General features: G+C 55.8%; 13 protein-coding genes. 4 read left to right on the top strand and 9 right to left on the bottom strand.

The window, feature by feature from the left end:
* Position 1 precedes the first annotated feature (1 nt).
* The 9 genes from J9777_RS14020 to J9777_RS13980 form a co-directional block, all read right to left on the bottom strand.
* Positions 2–640: a hypothetical protein gene (locus J9777_RS14020; protein ID WP_209349408.1), complete on the bottom strand. Its 639-nt coding sequence runs from the start codon at positions 638–640 to the stop codon at positions 2–4.
* The gene (locus J9777_RS14015) at positions 637–2,208 is read right to left on the bottom strand and encodes a toll/interleukin-1 receptor domain-containing protein (protein WP_209349407.1); all 1,572 of its coding nucleotides are present in this window, start codon (positions 2,206–2,208) and stop codon (positions 637–639) included. The genes J9777_RS14020 and J9777_RS14015 overlap by 4 nt, the downstream gene beginning before the upstream one ends.
* A 130-nt stretch (positions 2,209–2,338) precedes the next feature.
* Positions 2,339–3,925, bottom strand: coding sequence for a sodium/sugar symporter (locus tag J9777_RS14010; RefSeq protein WP_209349406.1), 1,587 nt, complete (start codon positions 3,923–3,925; stop codon positions 2,339–2,341).
* A 126-nt stretch (positions 3,926–4,051) separates the two neighbouring features.
* Complete coding sequence (locus J9777_RS14005) at positions 4,052–6,436, bottom strand: glycoside hydrolase family 3 N-terminal domain-containing protein (protein ID WP_209349405.1); 2,385 nt, start codon at positions 6,434–6,436, stop codon at positions 4,052–4,054.
* Positions 6,437–6,534: 98 nt separating this feature from the next.
* Positions 6,535–7,734, bottom strand: coding sequence for an MFS transporter (locus tag J9777_RS14000; RefSeq protein WP_348632012.1), 1,200 nt, complete (start codon positions 7,732–7,734; stop codon positions 6,535–6,537).
* A 6-nt stretch (positions 7,735–7,740) separates the two neighbouring features.
* Positions 7,741–8,793: a LacI family DNA-binding transcriptional regulator gene (locus J9777_RS13995; protein ID WP_209349404.1), complete on the bottom strand. Its 1,053-nt coding sequence runs from the start codon at positions 8,791–8,793 to the stop codon at positions 7,741–7,743.
* A gap of 3 nt (positions 8,794–8,796) precedes the next feature.
* Positions 8,797–9,831, bottom strand: a complete 1,035-nt coding sequence (locus J9777_RS13990) for a glycoside hydrolase family 16 protein (protein ID WP_245228755.1) — start codon at positions 9,829–9,831, stop codon at positions 8,797–8,799.
* A gap of 7 nt (positions 9,832–9,838) precedes the next feature.
* The gene (locus J9777_RS13985) at positions 9,839–10,888 is read right to left on the bottom strand and encodes a cupin-like domain-containing protein (RefSeq protein ID WP_209349403.1); all 1,050 of its coding nucleotides are present in this window, start codon (positions 10,886–10,888) and stop codon (positions 9,839–9,841) included.
* Between the two features lie 94 nt (positions 10,889–10,982).
* A complete protein-coding gene (locus J9777_RS13980; protein WP_245228754.1) occupies positions 10,983–14,186 on the bottom strand; it encodes a TonB-dependent receptor in 3,204 nt (1,067 codons plus the stop codon).
* Positions 14,187–14,573: 387 nt separating this feature from the next.
* Between J9777_RS13980 and J9777_RS13975 the strand changes: the two genes are divergently transcribed.
* The 4 genes from J9777_RS13975 to J9777_RS13960 all read left to right on the top strand — a co-directional run bounded on the left by J9777_RS13975 (position 14,574) and on the right by J9777_RS13960 (position 19,410).
* On the top strand, positions 14,574–16,082 hold the full coding sequence (locus J9777_RS13975) for a tryptophan halogenase family protein (RefSeq protein WP_209349402.1): 1,509 nt from the start codon (positions 14,574–14,576) through the stop codon (positions 16,080–16,082).
* A gap of 101 nt (positions 16,083–16,183) precedes the next feature.
* A complete protein-coding gene (locus tag J9777_RS13970) occupies positions 16,184–16,681 on the top strand; it encodes a (2Fe-2S)-binding protein (protein WP_209349401.1) in 498 nt (165 codons plus the stop codon).
* Positions 16,678–18,942: a molybdopterin cofactor-binding domain-containing protein gene (locus J9777_RS13965; protein ID WP_209349400.1), complete on the top strand. Its 2,265-nt coding sequence runs from the start codon at positions 16,678–16,680 to the stop codon at positions 18,940–18,942. Before J9777_RS13970 ends, J9777_RS13965 begins: the two co-directional genes overlap by 4 nt.
* An 18-nt stretch (positions 18,943–18,960) precedes the next feature.
* Positions 18,961–19,410: a c-type cytochrome gene (locus J9777_RS13960; protein WP_209349399.1), complete on the top strand. Its 450-nt coding sequence runs from the start codon at positions 18,961–18,963 to the stop codon at positions 19,408–19,410.
* Positions 19,411–19,412 lie beyond the last annotated feature (2 nt).

Raw genomic sequence — 19,412 nt, 5'->3', positions numbered from 1 at the left:
GTTAGCCTCCGTCACCACCAGCTGAACTACCAGAACCTGGAGGGTGAATTCCGTCGTGCAAGAACGGCTGCACTTTATGATCATGGTCATGATCATCATCGTGAGAGTGCCCAACAATTTTGTGCTTGCCCTTGAGGACCGGAGAAACACCATCCCTGTCAACGAAGTCAAAGTAGAAAGGAAACCTTATTAACTCATGGTCTGGGCTCGGGTTTCTACGTTCACGCGAAGCCTCGGTTTTCGTGTCGGAGATTTTCACCTCAAACCACGCCAATATCGGATTCTCTTCTGTTTCAGGGTAGGTCCCACAATGCCTCATCAGACGTGCACCATTTTTCATCCCTGCGAGTGGCAAATCAACTACAGGTCGACCTTTTGCGAAATATGTTCCAGCATAGGGTTGTCCAACACCAGGAAGTTTGACGAAGACGAGCGAGTGCTTGTCATCATCAAGATCCACGTCCAGATTGCTGACTTTACCTAAGTCGCTCCATTCGCGGCTGTCCAAGTTACCTGCCAGAATATCACGTGCAACGTCCTCCATTCGGCCAATCGTAATCTGCCGCCATCTCCGAGAGAAATAGGCAGTCCCGGTGTCTTCTTGACTGATCTCAAAGTAGTATACTCTTTCGTAACTCATTCCATTTCTCCTAACCTCTCTACGTAACTAACTAGACTGCTTTGCCAGATCGTCTTTTCTGGATCGAGTGCAATCAGTTCTCGAGCGATGGAAATCGCCTCGCGGAGCATCCGAACATTATCCTCGCGGCTTTGATACTGGGCAAGATAGCCCAGCAACTCCATCCTCTGTGAGATGAGTTTGCGGTTTTCTGGATTTGCTTCCACTAAATCCTCAGATAGCCGCAACGAGGCCGCGCGCGTGGCCGAAGCGCCAGAGCTATCGCCCAATTGGTCGAGCACATCGCCCTGCCACATGAGATTGAAAACCAAATTGTACGGGTCGCGCGAGGCACGTCCGAATTGAGACGACAAAGCGCGCCCGATTAGTGTTGCTAACTGACAGTATTTGAGCGTCTGCTCACTTACAGTTTCTTCGATGACGTCCATTGCGCAGAGATTTCCAGCGACGGACGTTACTGCACGCTTTTTCTCTCGGTTGGACGAGGACGCAGCATTGACTTGAGTGAGAATTTGCCAGCTTTCCTCAAACCCTGCTCGCGCTTGGTCGTTTGCTCCAGTCTTCTGATCCAAAACCGCCAGCTTATTCAGGCTGAGAGCATGATCAAACATACGTTCCGAGTTGCGGGGTCGCTCTTGTAGCAATTCGCCAGTTATGCGAAGTCGCTCCGAGTAGTTGCGACGCGCGAGACTAAGTTCGTTACGTGCCTCAGCGTCGCTCCCCAGCCGCCCGATTGCTCGGGCTCGTCGCTCTAAACTATCGGGCGGAAGTGCAGTCAAATCGCCCTGCCCCTCATAATAGGCTAGCGCGCGTCGATTGACTTTCGCTAGCACTGCCAAACCGGCGCTTCCTTCCAAATCTTCGGCTAAGTCAGTCAACATGTATTCCACCAGCCCCTCAGCCTCGGCCCTTTGGTGCTGCGCCTCATTCCGGGCCTGAAGTGCAAATGTTGTCATTAGAGCCATAACTACCATCGCTGCGACGGCGGCAACTGTGATCGCGGTCACGCGGCGGACGCGGCGTTGGGCGTCGCGGTTGATCAGGGCGTCGAGCGGGACGCCCGCAATGCCAGCGACCACTTTGAGGAAGCCTAAGCGCGCGCCGTCGCCTTCTTTGCGTAGGTCGGCAGCGAGTGGTTCACCGCCTTGTCTTAGCGGCTCGGGAAATGCCTCTTCGGGCTCCCCGCGCAGGATGGCGGCCAGTACTGGGCGATCCGGGTGGAGTTCGCGAAACAGCTCTATCTCGCGCGCGACCCATGGCGATTTCTGCGCATCGGGGGAGCAGAGGACAATCAATGCCTCTGACACTGTCAGCGCCTTCTTTACGCTTTCGGAGAGATCTTCTGCAGCGGGAAGATCCTCCCGGTCGCGGAAGATCGGCCCTATGCGGCCATCTACTGGCTTCTCGTCTGTGGTGGAGCTTTCAGGCTGGCGAAGATGCTTTGGAAGGCGGTACGTCTCCAACTTCCGGTGCAGCTTTTGCGCCGCCGCCTTATCCGCGTGACTGTAGCTTACGAACGCCTTGAAGCGGCTTTCGACAATATTACCCGTCGTATCACTGTCAGCCAAAGCGTTCCCCCTGCCTTTGCCCAAATCAAAGACTAGCAGGGAACCGTAATTTTACTAGCAGGCAAGATGCCAGCACTTCTCAAGTCGCAGAGAGAAGTGCTGGCAACGCGTAATATTGGGTATTCAGCCCTTACCAAAGCCAGACATACAGCCCGATCAGAATGCCGATGACGAGCATCGACAGCGTGTTGAACAGCATAGTGGTAGCAAAGCCGATATCGCCAAGCTTCACGATCCGTTCGTCGTCCGGCTTGGCTGTCATCCGCGACACGGCTATCGCGGCGATCAGCGCAACGACAAACACACCCCAAATCCGGATGATAAACGGTACGTCCGGCATACCGAATTTGAGCAAGACGTTCATTGCCACCGATCCAAGCAAGGCTGTGAATGCACCGACAGTGTTCGCGCGTTTGTCGAAGAAACCCAACAAGAACACGATCACGATGCCCGGCGCGATGAAGCCCGTCCACTCTTGTACCGTCTGGAAGCCGCTTTCGAAACCACCAATGAAAGGACGCGCCAGAACCAGTGCCAGAGCCATTGCAACGAATGCTGTAACCCGGCCCACGGTCACGTAGTGCGTTTGGCTCTCGTCGGGCTTGTAGGCGCGGTAGAGATCCATCGTGAAGATCGTCGAAATCGAGTTCATCATCGATGCGAGCGAAGACACAATCGCGGCGATCAGGGCTGCAAATACGAGACCGCGTAAACCGGACGGAGCCATCTTCATAAGCTCTCCATAGGTGCTGTCTGATTTTGCCTCCAGCACTGCGCCGTCAACCACGCCCTGGCTCGCAAGCATCACGGCTGCGATGCCGGGAATGACAACAATAAACGGCACGAGCACTTTCAGGAAAGCAGCGAAGGCAAGGCCCTTCTGCGCTTCGCCGAGGTTCTCCGCTCCCAGCGCACGCTGGATGATGTATTGGTTGAAGCCCCAATAGCTGAAGTGAAGCACCCACAGACCGCCAAGCAATGTCCAGATGCCAGGAAGGTCGGAATAGGCAGGATTGGACTCATCAAGGATCATCTCGAAGTGACCGGGCATTTCCTGCATCAGCAAGCCGAAGCCCGCTAGCGCGCCGTCCGCACCATCAAGCCGGTCAAGCGCAATCCAAGTGATCGCGAGGCCGCCAATCACCAGGATAACAACCTGAATGATGTCAGTCAGGGCAACCGCTTTCAAACCACCGTAGAGTGAGTAGAGCGCTGCAAAGGCCGCCAAGGCCATCATCGATGTCATCACATCCCAATTGGTCAGCGAGGACACTGCGAGACCACCGAGCCACAGCACAGCCGTCAGGTTTACTGCGGTATAAAGCGCGACCCAGAACAGGCTCATCAGCGTCTTCACGCCGCTACCGTATCGCTGCTCAAGGAACTGCGGCATCGTGTAGATTTTCCGTTTGAGGAAGATCGGCAGGAAGTACTTCGCAACGATAATCAGAACAATCGCGGCCTGCCATTCATAGGCGGCGATCGCTATGCCGACGGCATATCCCTGGCCAGATTGACCAATGATTTGCTCGGCCGAAATATTCGATGCAATCAGCGATGCGCCGATAGCCCACCACGGCAAAGCGCGGCCAGCCAGGAAGTAATCTTCCGTATCTTTCTGGTGACCCGCGGGTTCCCGCGACACCGCCAACGCAATACCCAGCAAGGCAATCGCGTATAAAGCGATGATAACGATGTCAAAAGTCTCTAGTGCCACTGAAAATTCCCCTCCATCGCCGGGCATAGGCACTCCCTTGCCTTGTCCGGTCTCGTAAACATTATGAAATAACGCCCTGACGTCGCACGTCCATAGCTTTATTGGCCAATGCCTTGCAGGACCGCGTCAGAACGAGCACTGCGCGCCTTCCGGCATATCTTGCCGCGCAATTCTGGCGATCTTGATCGAAATCGGTGCGTCGCTGCTGATGGAGAGCGAATTGCCAAGCTGCGGCGCGCAATCTTCGGTGATGATCATTTCACGCCAGCCCTTGCCGGCGCTCAGACGCAATTGGGCGGTAACATCAATCGCTGTATCACCAAGCGTCACCGTCACGGTGCCAGCCGGTTGGGCCTCAAGATTATAGAGGATGCGGTAATCGCCACTGCCTTCACCTTGCTGCGCCAAAGTCAGCTTGGCCGCCGGACCAAATGTGATGTCGCGTGCGTCTTCCTGACGTTGGTAGTCAAAGCCGTTGGCAACAATTCCGCCCGCTTCACCGCGCAGATTGACGAGCTCGGCACCACCGGCACTGGCTGTGATACCGGAGGCCAAGCGACCAAGATCATACCATGTGGCCGATTTGGCTTCAGCCAGGTAACCACACGTTTCGTCGAGCTTCGCCATAGGCGCAGCATCACCAAGTGCAAGGCCATAACCGACACTAAACAATCCGCCGCCGCCGTTGAGTGGCGCGCCGCCGCAATCGGATGGCCAGCTGAACGAGAGCCGCCCGGTAGCTTCGCGCTTGCCGTAAAGGACATCGGCGATACCGGCACCTTCGCTACCCGGGAGCCATGAGGCGACAAACGCATCAGCGGCGTTAATCTCGCGGTTCATCCACATCGGGCGCCCTGATAAGAACAATGCAACTGCAGGAATGCCATCAGCTTCGAACTTGCGCAGAAGTTCTAGGCCCTCTTCGTCAGAGAATACCAACGTCTTTTGGTCACCGACGAACTCGGCATAGGGTTCTTCACCGAACACCACGATAGCAACATCGGGCTTCGCTTCGTAGGAGCCGTTGGCTGACAATATAGCCGTGCCCCCGGTCTCTTTCGCCGCTGCTTCCAGACCAGCCCAAATGGACGTGGCGCCGGGGAAGTAGTCATTGGTCAACTCGCGGCCGCCTTGCCAAGTCAGCGTCCAACCGCCCGCAGCCTGCGCGATGCTGTCGGCACCTTTGCCAGCGACCAGAATGGACGCACCATTCTTGATCGGCAGCACGCCATTGTTCTTCAAGATCACTTGAGATTTCGCGACCGCTTCACGCGCAACATCGCGGTGCGGTGCAAAGCCAAGCTTGTTGTACTGACCAGCATTGGGCCGAGCAGAAGGCTTCGCCGCATTGGGACCAATCAGACCTGCATGCTGCTTCACTTTCAACACGCGCATCACCGCTTCATCAAGCCGCGCAATCGGGATCGTGCCGTCCTGAACCTGCTTTATCAGATTGGTGTGCAGGTCCTTCCAGTCATCGGGCACCATGTAGATATCGAGACCAGCAAGCAGCGCTTGCGGGCAATCGGATGTCGTACAGCCCTTGATCTGGCCATGTGCATTCCAGTCGCCAACTACGAGTCCTTCAAAGCCGAGTTCATCACGAAGCACACCCGTCAGCAGAGCTTTGTTGCCATGCATTTTAGTACCGTTAATCGAGTTGAAGCTGGCCATGATCGTTTCGACACCGGCAGAGATCGCTGCCGGATAAGGAACGACGTGAACTGATTTCAACTCGTCAATATCTCCGTTGACGTCGCCCTGATCAACACCTTGATCAGTGCCCCCATCGCCGAAGAAGTGCTTGGCTGTCGCCACGACGCGACCTTGGCCGAGGTAGTCACCGGCGCCCCTGGCACCTTGCAAGCCCTCGACAAGAGCTGCCCCCAATTTGGCAACCAACTGCGGATCTTCGGAGTAGCTTTCGTAAGTCCGTCCCCAGCGGTCATCGCGTGCGACAGCAACAGTTGGCGAGAAGTTCCAGTCGATGCCAGTAACTTCAATCTCAGTCGCGGTGGCTGCGCCAATCTTGCGGACCAGATCAGCATCGCGGGTCGCACCGAGCCCAATGTTGTGCGGGAAGATCGTTGCATGCTTAACATTGGTGTGGCCGTGAACAGCGTCGGTACCCCACATTGTCGGGATAGCAGGCTCGTCATTTGGAAGCGGTGCAGTTGACGCATCCCACATTTCATCGGCCAATTTCAGCCATTCGGATGCAGGCGCGAACTCGTCACCATACGGTCCGCCATTGCCGCCGTTAAGGTAGCTACCGAAGCGATATTTGCGCATATCATCGGCAGTGAAGGAATTGATTTGCGGCTGGATCAACTGGGCAACTTTGCGCTCAAGACTCATTGCAGAAAGGATTTCCTCAAGCTGCGTCTCGCCCGTTTCAGCAACTGGTTCGGCTGGTGCAGGTGTCGCAGCAGCACTCTGCATCCCGCCTTGATACTGACTGCAACCGGCAAGTAGTGCTGCACCGGCAACTGCTCCAAGAATACGCCGCATGATCAATTAACCCCAATCCCAAATGTGAACGTTCTCAATTGATACAGGCTAGAAGGGCAATTGCAAGCACTGAAACCACGAAAAATATCAGCCGAGCTTCATTCAGTTTGACCGACGCGCCATAATAATATCGATGCGACTAGCGCAAAACAGGCGAGCGTCGCGAGCAATGCCGGAAAGCCAAAAATCGGAACCAGACCAAGTACCAACCACGGCATAATCAGCGACGGAGCCGTGTTAGTGAGGTTGAAAATCCCAAGATCACGCCCGCGGTTCTCTGGCTTGGGCAATACGCGCAATGTCTGACTGGTATGCAGCGACAAGAATACCGATGACGCGATACCAAAGACGGCATAGCTTGCGATGGCCGCAATAGGAGATGACGCAACTGCCATAAACACCAGGCCAAGGCTGGAAACTGCTGCGCAGACCGACAAAGGCGTGATCGGTCGATCATTCCGGTCTGCCCATTTGCCGGCGAGCATCGCAACCGGAATAGCTGTGATAATTACCACCGACAAAATTTGCGCTGTGTCATCATCGCCCAACCGTTGATCGACCGAGCGGAACCAGAAAAGGATGTAAGCAAATAACGCGGCCTCACAGATCTGGATCAGCAAACGCGACAGCCACATCCGGACAACCACTCTGCGGGATTTACGCGGGTCGAACGGCTTAGCTTCCGCCTGACCGGACGGTTGCTCAAGCTCATGGAAACGAGTCGGCTTTCCAAACAGCAGAACCGGAAGAACGCAGACAGCAACCATCGCTGCGATAAGCGAAAGGCGGTCCGAGAAATTTGCCCAGCCCGGTATTGTGACAACCGCGCCCGCAAGTGCACCCATTGCCGGGGCGAAAGCAAGCAATCCTCCAAGAATTCCCTTCTGATTGTCGGGCACCGAGTCCCCTGCCCAAGCCGCCAGCGGGCTCAGCATCATATTAAGCGCAATCTGCCACAGAACGACAAACCCGATCAGCGCTGCAAGCGTTTCGACATAAGGAAAACTGATCAGAATCGCGTTTGATGACACCAGCCCGAACCACACCCAGATGCGCCGGTTCTGAATCAAGTCACTCAGCCAACCGAACAGAATATTCGCGCCGCTCGCCAAAATCGCTCCGACGAATGATGCATAGGCCACCCACACCACATCAGCCGAACCAGCGAGTTCGCTGATCCGCGACGGCATAACGATAGTCAGAAACGGCACGTAAGCGATCGCGCCACCGGCCACTGCCAACGCATATAGCAACAAGAACCGTGCTGTTTGCGCGGAGTGGTCGTGTTCGTCTGTCACCTATACTTAGCCGCGCGGCGGTGCGGTGGAACTGCGCACAACAAAACCGGCTGGCACGACAATCGGCCCATCCGGCTTCTCATTGCCATTTTTGGCCGCGATGATAAGTTCAACCGCTTGCGAAGTCGTCTCGGCAATGGGCTGATCAACGGCTGTCAGTGGCGGGTCGCTCAGTGCTACAATCGGCGTATTATCGAAGCTAACCACAGACAGATCATCCGGTACAATCAGTCCTTTTTCGCGAGCAACTTCGAGACAAGCCAACGCCATTTGGTCATTGCTTGCAACAATCGCCGTCGGACGAGCCGCTTTGTCCAGCAATTGCAAAGCTGATTCCCGGCCGGACTCAAAGCTAAAGTCGCCGTTCGCCAGAAGATTGTCGGTAGAATATCCAAAATCCGCCATCGCGCGTTGCCAGCCGGTCTTGCGCCAGCTGCTCAGAATATACTCGTCCGGCCCCGAGATGAACGCGACTTTCTCATGACCCAGATCGATGAGATGCTGGGTGGCATCGGCTCCGGCTTGCTCGTCGCCCATAGTCAGCGGGATACCCACCGCCCAACCCGCAGACCCGATCCGCGCGAAGGGAATCTTGTGCTTGTCGAGCAGGCTCACAATCAGTGGATTGTCCGAGTGCGGCGGTGTCAAGATTACGCCGTCGGGCTGCAATGCCGTGATCGCAGCAGTTAGTTCGCGCTCGACATGATCATTGTGGGTGTCGACCAGTTCGAACATCATCCGGTAGCCAAACTCGGCGCATTTGAGCATTCCGCCCAGCAGCATTTGGTCAACCCAATCGCTGCCCTCGCGTGCGCGCCAATCGGCAATGGTCCGCTCGCGATCGTTGAGAGCAAGGATCAGATAAGAGCGCGAACCGCTCATCCGCTGCGCAGCCAGTGACGGCACATAACCGAGCTTGTCGATCGAAGCCTGCACCCGCTCCTGCATTTGCGGGCGAACATTGGGCTCTTTATTGATGACGCGGCTGACCGTTTGCAGGGAAACCCCCGCATCCGCAGCCACGTGTTTGATCGTTACTGCCTGACGAACGCGCGCCATTGCTTATTTGTCCTCCTCAATCGGACATGCGTTACCCCTAACAGGATCGGATTCGCATTGCCAAACCCGAACCCAGTCAATTGCGAATTCTTTCGGGAAGCCTTCGTCAGACACACCGCCAAGGCCGCGTCCCTCGGGCAACCCGCCGCCAATCGCCAGATTCAGGATCAAGTGGAAAGGTTTATCGAAAGGTGCATTCGCGCCATCAGAGCCGGCACTTGACCATTCGTCGGCAGTCTTTGTGGCGTAGACCTTACCATCAATCAGCCAAGTGAATTGGCCCTCGCTCCAGATTACGCTGTAGGTGTGGAAGTCATCGAGCGAGCCGGGCTGCGCAATCTCTGTGCTTGTAAACCGGTTATCGGGCCATTCGCCCCCGAAATGCAGCGTGCCTAGAATAGTATTCTCGCGCCCGCCCTCGCACTTTTCGCAGGGAATGCCGAGATTGACCGCCTCCAATATATCGATCTCGCCCGACGCTGCCCATGTGCCGTAATCGTTGCGTTCGGGGAGCATCCAGATCGCTGGCCAAGTGCCCTGCCCCTGTGGCAACTTCGCGCGAATTTCGATCCACCCGTAGGTCCAAGACGCTTTGCCGCGGGTTACCAATCGCGCCGAGGTATAAGGTTTGGTCGCGGTCGCCGTGGCGGCTTCATTCGTACTGCGCATATGAGGCGGAAAGGCCGCGCCGGTCATCTCTTCCTTGCGTGCTGTGATCACCAGCTTGCCATCACGAAGCGCGGAATTCTCCGGTCGCGCGGTATAGCATTGGCGTTCTTCATTGCCGCCACCCCAGCAATCCACGTCGTAGTCCCACTTGGCAGAGTCGATCTGATCGCCGTCAAATTCGTCGGACCAAACCTTTGTCCAACCCGCGGCCTCATCGGGCGTATGGATTTCGCTACCGACGGTTCCATGCACAATGAGGCCGTCTTCTTTGACTGTCACGCCATCTGCATTTGTAGCACTTTCGCCGCAGGCGGAAGCTGCAAGCGCGGCGACCAGCAGCAAGGTAGCAGATGCAGATCGGATCATCATGAAATTCCTATCGTGGTTTCGAGCCAGGTGGTGCGAGATGCGGGGCGATGCCCGACGCGATACCGCGCCATAAATGCGGCCGCATGTTAGGCGAGATCGGGCCCAGTCCGCCCCGCGATTGGATCGGCATATGGTCCATTGAGCGAGCGCCTCCATCATCGTCCCCACCGAAGACGAAATGATCAAACATAGCCTTCCAGGCAGAGCGCATTGCAGGCGGCATGTCGCGCACGGTCATCACTGCATGCAGCATGGCGAACATCGGCGATCCGAAATCATCATATTCGTTCCACCAATAATTCACGAGCATGTTGAGCGGGCCACTGGCCTGCACCTGATGCCACCACATATATGGAATGAAGATCGCATCGCCCGGTTCGAGATCAGCAACCACTGCATGCTCCAACGCCTCGCGAAAACGCGGATGTTTTAGGAAGTCGGGCCGGTCAAGCCGCGCCATGCTAATCGGTGTACCGCAAGGCGCAGTTTCAACCGGCGACATATAGAGATTGGCGACCTGTTCGGGCGGAAACAAAGTGAAGCGGCGTTGGCCGCTGATAACCAACGCAATGTTCTGCGACAAATCGAAATGGGTTTGTGCGGTGGTCTTGTTGCCCATCCAAACGCTCGGTTCGGACGACGCGGGTGCATAGGGTAATCGCAAAGCAGAGCGCAGCCCTTCGGAAAGGTTCGAGGCCTCCGTTCCCTGCAGATATAGACTACTGGTATCGCCCTCGACCGGCGCCATAATCGCATCGATAAATGCGCCAAAGTCCATCGTATCACGATCGAAGTTCACATCGATCAGGTCATCTTCGTAATGAAAGGTTGAGTCTGCTGCAGACTTCGCCGCCATAATCCCGACATCGCGCTGGCCTACTGCTCCCTTGAGCCAAGCATTCAACGCTTCCGGCGATTGCGAAGCTGCCCTTACTGGCTCCAGATCGATCGCAATCCCGCGCATCACCACAGGCTGCGCGTTGAAGTAGATATCGCGCTGGAACTGCTCGACGCTTGGTCGATCAATCTCTGGAATAGGTTTCAACTGGTCGGTCATGCACTTGAGTCTAGAGCTACTGCGCTTAAACGAAAAGCGGGCCCTTGCCTTGCGACAAGAGCCCGCCTGTTCCTAGCGCGTTCTCTCGGCCGCTTTAGAAATCAAAGCGCGCCAAGAATGTGAAGCGGCGGTCATTGCGGAAGGCAGAGCGCCGTACCCGCGTGCCATCGAAGTCAATCACTTGCGAAGTCTGCGTAACCTCGTCGAGCAAGTTCACACCCTGCACACCGACCTTGATACCGTCGACGACTTCAACAAAGATCGATGCGTCGAGTTGGCCGGTTGCCTCGCCATAAATTGGCGAGAACGGGAAGATCACATCACGCGGGGTCTGCAAGAACTCGGACCGCCAATTATACGACGCACGTGCCGAAAACGGACCTTTCTCGTAGAAGACAGTCGCATTGACCGTATGTTTCGACACACCTGCTAGCGGCAGATCGCCTGCAAACGGACTTTGCTCCGCACCCAAATTAGAGTTGTTGAACGCGCCGCCATCGACATAAGTGTAGGTCAGCTGCGAACCCAATCCATCAAGCGGTCCCGGCAGGAAGTCATAGACTTGCTGATAGGCGACCTCGACACCTTTCAGCGTGCCTCCATCGCTGTTGGTTGGCGTGTTGAACAAGATGTCGGTGCTTGCCCCGTTCGTCGGGCTAGTAAATGTCCGCACATCGGCGCCACCGTTTACGATTCCAGAGATGTCCTTGAGGAACCCAGAAATGGTCAGCGAGCCGACATCGGCCCAATACCATTCGAACGACAGGTCGTAGTTCCAAGCCTCAGTCGGGCCAAGATTTCGATTCCCGGTATTGATGGCGAACAACGGGCCAGTGTCCAAAGTACCAGCCTGACGCAGAGCGGTTGTGTTATCAAAGATACCACCGCCCGTCCGATAGAGCGCCAAGTCCGGGCGTGAAATGCCCTTCGATACGGCGCCACGAACCAGAATGCCGCCGCCAAAATCAAGCTTTGCGTTGAAGCTTGGCAGCCAGTTTTCATAAGTTATGTCCGCATTGTCGAGGATCTCCTCGCCAGTGAAGATTGAGCCGAACTCAGCCAGTCGTGCGGCTGATAGACTGCAATAGCCCGGTGCGATCTGCCCTGGCTGGACCATTCCGCAACTCGCTTGCAACTCAGCTACAGTTACAACGTTATTGCCATCCCCAAAGCCCTGCCCGGTCGGGAAGGTGATTGACCCACCGCTTTGAACAGTCGTCTTAACGTAACGTAGGCCGATGTTGCCTTCGAGCATAACCGAACCGAACTCGGCGCCAAAATCAGCCCGCGCATAAGCAGCAAACGTGCTTTCGTCGACGTCCGAAATTTCGCCCGCGTTCCATACACCGCCCGGCACGTTGTTATTACGTGCAGTGATTGGGAACCAAGCGTTTGGCGTCAGCGTGAACGCAGTGATTGCATTCGCCTGCGTTTCAATGTCACCGGCAAGATAGTCGCCGACAAGATCGTCACCACCAAAGAAGAAGGTAGAGCCATCGCCGAATGGTGTTGGCGCATTGCCACGCTGGAAGCCGTCACCGAATGGATTACGGACTTCGGAAGAATTCGGGAAGTCGAACGCATATGCACCACCACAACCGAATGCCTGGAAGTCTTGGCAATTCCAGTTGCCGCCGCGGCCAGTCCATGGGGCGCCCAAATTGCCCCAGTTCGAGAAGTTGGCGTTGCGCGTCACACGATTGCGGTCAGACCAGCGCGCACCGAAGCGTGCTTTCTTGAAAAAGCCATCGTCGCTGACGTCATATTCAGCATCGAATTTCATGCTGGTCAGCTCGCCCTCATTGGCAACCTGATTGTCGATCAAGAACCAATAAAGGCTCCGCGCAGGGTTGTTAAAGTACGCAGGATCGGATGCGACTTGGCTTTGACCAGGCTCGAAGAACTGGACCAGAGGCGTCTCACCAGAGTTATCGATGAACAGATCTGTGTAAGTCTGCATGGCGCCGATGAAGCCATTCTCGGTCCGGTCGGACCTAATGTGCTGCAATTCAACATTGAACCGCAAGCGATCGCTCGGAGCCAGCTCGATATCGATCGAGAAGTCTTCGGTCATGGCTTCATCTTCGCGCTGGAAGCGAAGCATCTCGGTCGGGATGCCGGAACCGCCGGTAAATGGCTGGTTCTGGGTCAGGAAGCCCGACACGAACTGGTTGCCATTAAAGGTCGGCGTGGTGCCCGGAACGATTGTGGGGAACAGTCCATCGTCATTGACCAGCGCCAGAGCCGAAAATTCGTTTAGCGTGGCATCTGTTTCAGCGCGCAGATACTCCACAGTCACCAGAGCTGCGCCATCAAGGCTCTCCCACTGACCGACAGCGGAGAATGCATTCCGGTCACGCGTCAGATCGGTCGTACGGACACCTGCACCCTTGGGCACAAAGACCGCGCCTGCCGGCGGGAATGTGGTTGCGTCAAAGTTCGCTCCACCGGAAAAGCCGCCCGACCCGACTGCACGAACGCGGAAACACGGGCCATCCAGTGTATCGGCGCGATAGCAAGGGTCAGTAATTTGCGATGCGTCGGTACGCGTCACCAGTTCCGATTGGGCGTAAGCGAGCTGCAGCCCGAATGTACCAATATTTGTGTCGAAAGTGTTCGATGCCAGGATCGAGAAGCCTGGTGACCATTCTTCTGCCAAGTCACCAATATTGCCCTCAATCGTACCGGCGATTTTGAAACCGTTGGTGTCGAGCGGCTTGCGCGTAACAAGATTGACAGTGCCTGAAAGGCCGCCTTCAATCATATCAGAGGTTACGTTCTTGAAGACTTCAACCCGGCCAAGAAGCTCAGGCGACACATCGTTGAAGCTTAGCTGACGACCGCCATTTGCGGAGAAGATGTCCCGTCCGTTCAGTTCAGACCGAACAAAATCGAGACCCCGAATGATAACGCCGGATCCTTCGACCGAGAAGCGATCAGGATCGTCGCGCTGCTCGAACCGGCTGATGTTAACGCCAGGAACACGCTGGAGTGCCTCAGCAACCGAACGGTCAGGTAGCGCGCCGATATCTTCTGAAGTGATCACATCAACAAACGTGTCGGCGTTCTCTTTGAAGTCCTGCGCATTCTTAAGCGAAGCACGGAAGCCTGAAACTACGATCACATCATCCGCAGCGATCTCTTCCGACTCCGGTGCTTCGGGATCGGCGTCTTGGGCCCAGGCTGGCGTTGCCATCGTCATGCACAGCGCAAGGCTAGATGCAGTGCCCAGCGCTTTCATGCGGCCGGTCAACTGCCACGGTGTACGAACGTCAAAAAGTTGGTTTTGGTTAGACAAAGAACCCTCCCGAATCGTCTAAACAGCACGTTTTATGCTCGAATATGACCACTGCCTAACTCAAATTGTGAGCGTTCACAAGAACTAAATGAACGTTCACAATTTGCAGATTTTGCTCTATCATGGTTGGCAATAATGCGGTCCAATCAGCATTGGAACGCCGCTTGAAATGAGAGATAAGCTGTTGTGAATATTCACTATAAATATTCCGAGAGGCCAACCGGCCCATTGTCATTTCCACGTCACGTAAATGTGACTTTCGAACGACGGCGCAGTGTACGTAGCAACAAACGGATAGCTTTTGTCGGCACTGTTGCACGATAGATACAATTACCACTACGAGGGCCGTTATAACGCGACCGCCAAACCAAGATTGAGAGAACATCGATGGCAATCAAGAGGATAGTAATCGTAGGCGGCGGAACCGCCGGATGGATGGCCGCTGCCGCGCTCTCTCACGTCAAGAAAGGGCATGATGTCGATATCACACTGATCGAGTCCGAGCAGATCGGAACAGTCGGCGTTGGCGAAGCGACTATCCCACCATTTGTCGATTTCAATCGGCTGCTCGAAATTGACGAGCGCGAAATGCTTGCCGAAACGCAGGGCACTTTCAAGCTTGGCATCCAGTTCTCAAACTGGGGCAAGCAAGGCGACAGCTACATTCACCCGTTCGGCAATTACGGGTACGAGATTGATGGCAATTCTTTCCACCATATCTGGCACAGCCATCGCCAACAGGGCGACAAGCGACCGATCCAGGTCTTCAATCTGGAAACCATGGCGGCGCATTTCGGCAAGTTTGCGCGCACCGAAGATTATCAGCGCGATGATTTGCCGCCGATGAATTACGCCTATCACATCGATGCTACTCGCTATGCGCAATATCTGCGCGGCTACTCGGAAAAGCGTGGCGTGGTCCGGCGCGAAGGCCGCGTTGCGGATGTCGCGTTGGACAGCGCGAACGGCTTCGTCAGTTCTGTGACAATGGATGATGGCCAAGTTTTGGAAGGCGACTTCTTCGTCGATTGCTCAGGATTCCGAGGCTTGTTGATCGAGCAGACGCTTGAGACCGGCTATGAAGATTGGTCGCATTATCTGCCTTGCAACCGCGCGGTCGCACTGCCCTGCAACCGCGATGATGGCAGTCCGCCCCCACCCTTTACCAAGGCCACTGCGCATTCGGCTGGCTGGCAATGGCAAGTCCCGCTGCAGCACCGCAATGGCAACGGCCATGTTTATTGTAGCGAGTTTATGGAAGCTGATGAGGCGCATGATATCCTCGTCGGCAACATGGCAGGCAAGCCGACTGCTGATCCAAACTTCCTGCGCTTTGTTACAGGGCGGCGGAAGAAATTCTGGAACAAGAACGTTGTCGCGCTTGGGCTGGCCGCTGGCTTTATGGAACCGCTTGAGTCCACATCAATCCATCTGATCAATACCGGCATCAACAAACTCGTGTCTTTGTTGTCGCTCGATTCAGTCACGCAAACACAGGAAGACGCCTTCAATCGGCTGACCGGCAAGGAATATGACAAGATCCGCGACTTCCTGATCTTGCATTATAAAGCCACCAGCCGCGACGATTCTGACTTCTGGAATTACTGCCGGACCATGGACGTGCCCGATAGCCTGAAGGAGAAGATGGATCTGTTCCGCCTGAACGGCCAGATTTTCCGGGAAGATGACGAGCTGTTTACCGAGACAAGCTGGGCAGCCGTTATGATGGGCCAAGGTATCGAAATGCAAGGGCACAACGTAATGTCGGATGCCTTGCATGACGCAAAAACCAAACAGGAACTGGACGAGATCGAAAAGTCGATCCGTTTCCTCGTGCAGAACATGCCCGGACATGGTGACTATCTGAGCCGCTATTGCCCTGCCAAAGCAATGTAAGGACGGTGCCCAAACACCATCCTTTGCCTCACCGCGAAACTGCGTTAGGTTGCGACTAGAAACTTTATGGCGATGGATCGCCGTGGAAAAGGTGTGCAGGAATGGTCAAGATCAGCGTCAACGGTAAGGCTGAGGATATCGATGTCGATCCGGCAATGCCGCTTCTCTGGGCAGTGCGTGAACAGCTCGGCATGACCGGCACCAAATTCGGTTGTGGCATTGCCCAATGCGGTGCTTGTACGATGCATCTGGATGGCGAACCGATCCGCAGTTGTTCAACCCCCATCTCCGCCGCAGAAGGCAAAGAAATCACAACTATCGAAGGGATCGCCGATCCTGATGGCACGCTGAGCAAAGTCCAACAGGCATGGATCAGCGAGCAAGTGCCGCAATGCGGATATTGCCAGTCTGGCCAGATCATGTCGGCCACTGCATTGCTCCGCCAAACACCCCGCCCGACTGACGAACAGATTAACGCATATATGAGCGGCAATGTATGCCGCTGCGGCATGTATGGCCGCATTCGCAAGGCCATTAAAGTCGCTGCCGGACTGGAGACAGCGACTGGAGCGGATATTGCTGAGGAGGCCTCAGCATGAGCGATGCAGAACAGAACAAGCCAGAACGCAGCCTAGCGGCCAAGTGGACTCGGCGCGGTTTTATCGGTGCGGGCGTATTAACTGGCGGCGCGCTGGTTATTGGCGTTGCCGTTCGAACCGGCAATCCGATCGGCAAATTGAAACCGATTGTCGCGCCCGGTGACGGCGAAGCTTTGGTCAATAGCTGGGTGAAAATTGACGCTGACAATATCGTCACTGCGATCGTTCCGCATTGCGAGATGGGGCAAGGTGCGAACTCCACCATCGCGCAAATGCTTGCTGACGAGATGGATGTCAGTTGGGACAACGTCCGGGTAATGGATGCACCGGCAGACGGTAATTATGTGTCGCAGCACGCTGCGCGTATGTTTGTTGGCCCCGGCACGCTGCCAGACAAACCCAACGCAGTCGGCTTCATGGAACCGACTTATGATGGCCTGTTCACCCAAGTCGCCAAGCTTGCCAGCGCTTACATCACCGGTGGCAGCTCGTCGGTCCGTGCAACCGGCCAGAACGGTATGCGGATCGCCGGCGCCGCAGCGCGGGAGATGCTCGTCGCGGCTGCAGCGAAAGAATGGGGTGTGCCTGCTGGTGAGATCACAACCGCAGACGGCGTGCTGACGCATGGTAGCTCGGGCAAAACCGCGACCTATGCAAGCCTGGCGGCCGCAGCAGCCGAACAAGAATTACCAAACGCGCCGCGAATTAAGAGCGTTGACGAATATAAGCTGATGGGCACAGCAGCCCCGCGCAAGGACATCCCGCTCAAGGTCGATGGCAGCGCGATGTTCGGCGTTGATGGCGGCCCAGCGGGAGAGAACCTTCGATACGCTGCAGTCAAAGCTCCTCCCGTGGTTGGATCGAGCGTCGCGTCAATCGATGCATCAACGGCAAAGGGCATGGGCGGTGTTCTGCAGATCCTCAATATGGGTGATTTCGTGGCGGTAGTGGCGGACAGCTACTGGCAGGCACAGCAGGCGCTCAACACGATCAAGACAACCTACACCGAAACCGAGATCGACGATCTCGACAGCGAGCAGATGTTCGCAAACTACGCAGCTGCGCTTGATGAAGCGGGAGAAAGCGGAGGCAGCAGCAAAGCCGATTATGGCGATGCAAGTGATGCCTTCGCGAACGCCGCAAAAAAGGTCGAAGCCGAATACCGCGTCCCGTTCTTGGCTCACGCCACGATGGAGCCGATGAACTGCACCGCATGGGTGCGTGATGGCAAATGCGACATCTGGACCGGCACGCAAGTGCCTTTGATGTCGCGCGACGGTGCGGCAGAAGGTGCAGGCGTTAGCGCCGACAATGTGACCATGCACACCGTTTTCCTTGGCGGCGGTTTCGGACGCCGTCTGACTCCGGAATATGCCAACCAGGCAGCGCGCTTGGCCAAAGCCACAGGCTATCCAATCAAAATGCTCTGGTCACGTGAGGAAGACACCGCTCAGGACTTCTACCGGCCCGCCGATATTAGCCGCTTCACCGGCGGTCTCGATGAGAATGGCAAGTTGGTCAGCTGGAACAACATCCACTGCACGGATGACGAACCAGCCGAGGCACCGTTGGTGGAATTCTACGATATCCCGAATGTCGCCATTCGCGGCGCAGAGGTCGAGCCACCATTGCGTCTTGGCGCCTGGCGCTCTGTCGCACACAGCCAACATGGCTTCTTCGTAGAAAGCTTCGTCGATGAACTGGCGCATGAAGCAGGCAAAGACCCTGTCGAATTCCGCCGCGAATTGCTCGCGAATTCACCGCGCCATTTGGCAGTGCTGAACGGCGCAGCGAAGATGGCCGATTGGGGCAGCGAATTGCCCGAAGGACATGGTCGCGGGATTGCAATCGCGCGCTCATTTGGATCCATCGTTGCCGAAGTGGCCGAAGTCGACATGACCGGCGACAAACCTCGCGTCGTAAAAATCTATTGCTGCGTCGATGCAGGCTTCGCGATGAACCCTGACGGGCTTGCCGCACAGATGGAAAGCGGGATAGTCTATGGTCTGACCGCTGCGCTCTATGATGAAATCACCATCAAGAATGGCGCGGTCGAGCAAAGCAATTTCCACGATTATCACATGATGCGGATGGATGATGCGCCCGAAATCGCAGTGCAAATCATCAACGGCGCGCCGGATAATCTCGGCGGTGCGGGCGAACCCGGACTTCCGCCAGCAGCGGCAGCAGTGACCAATGCAATTTTTGCAGCGAACGGGCAGCGCATTCGCGAATTACCTATCGCAAAACACTTTGCTTGATTTAGCGGGATACCGACGATGAAACGTTTAGCTCTAATCACGATAATCGCTACACTCGGGCTATCTGCTTGCAGTTCTGAGTCCCCAGAGCCTGTCGAACAAATCGTAATTCGCACACCAGGTGAAACTGCTCCCGCGGTTGAAACCGCAGATGGTGATGACTTTGTAACCGCAGGCCGCAAAGCATTCGCCGCGTGTGTGGCCTGCCACGCAGTCGAGCAAGGCGAACAATCAGGAGCTGGACCGAACTTGTTCGGTATCGTTGGCCGTCAATCTGGTACACTCGCTGACTTCTCCTACTCAGACGCAATGGCCGGTGCGGGCTTCACTTGGACTGAAGCGGAGCTCGAAGCATTCTTGGCCAATCCTAACGAGAAAGTCCCCGGAACAACTATGGTTGCGGGCGCAGTTGCCGATGCAGAGAAGCGCACCGCGATTGCCACCTATCTTGCTTCGCTGACTGAATAAGA

Origin of the sequence: Pontixanthobacter sp. CEM42, from assembly GCF_017812015.1 — a bacterium.
Taxonomy (GTDB): domain Bacteria; phylum Pseudomonadota; class Alphaproteobacteria; order Sphingomonadales; family Sphingomonadaceae; genus Pontixanthobacter.
Note: the sequence above shows the minus strand (reverse complement) of the source record. Positions and strands in the feature narration are given on the sequence as shown.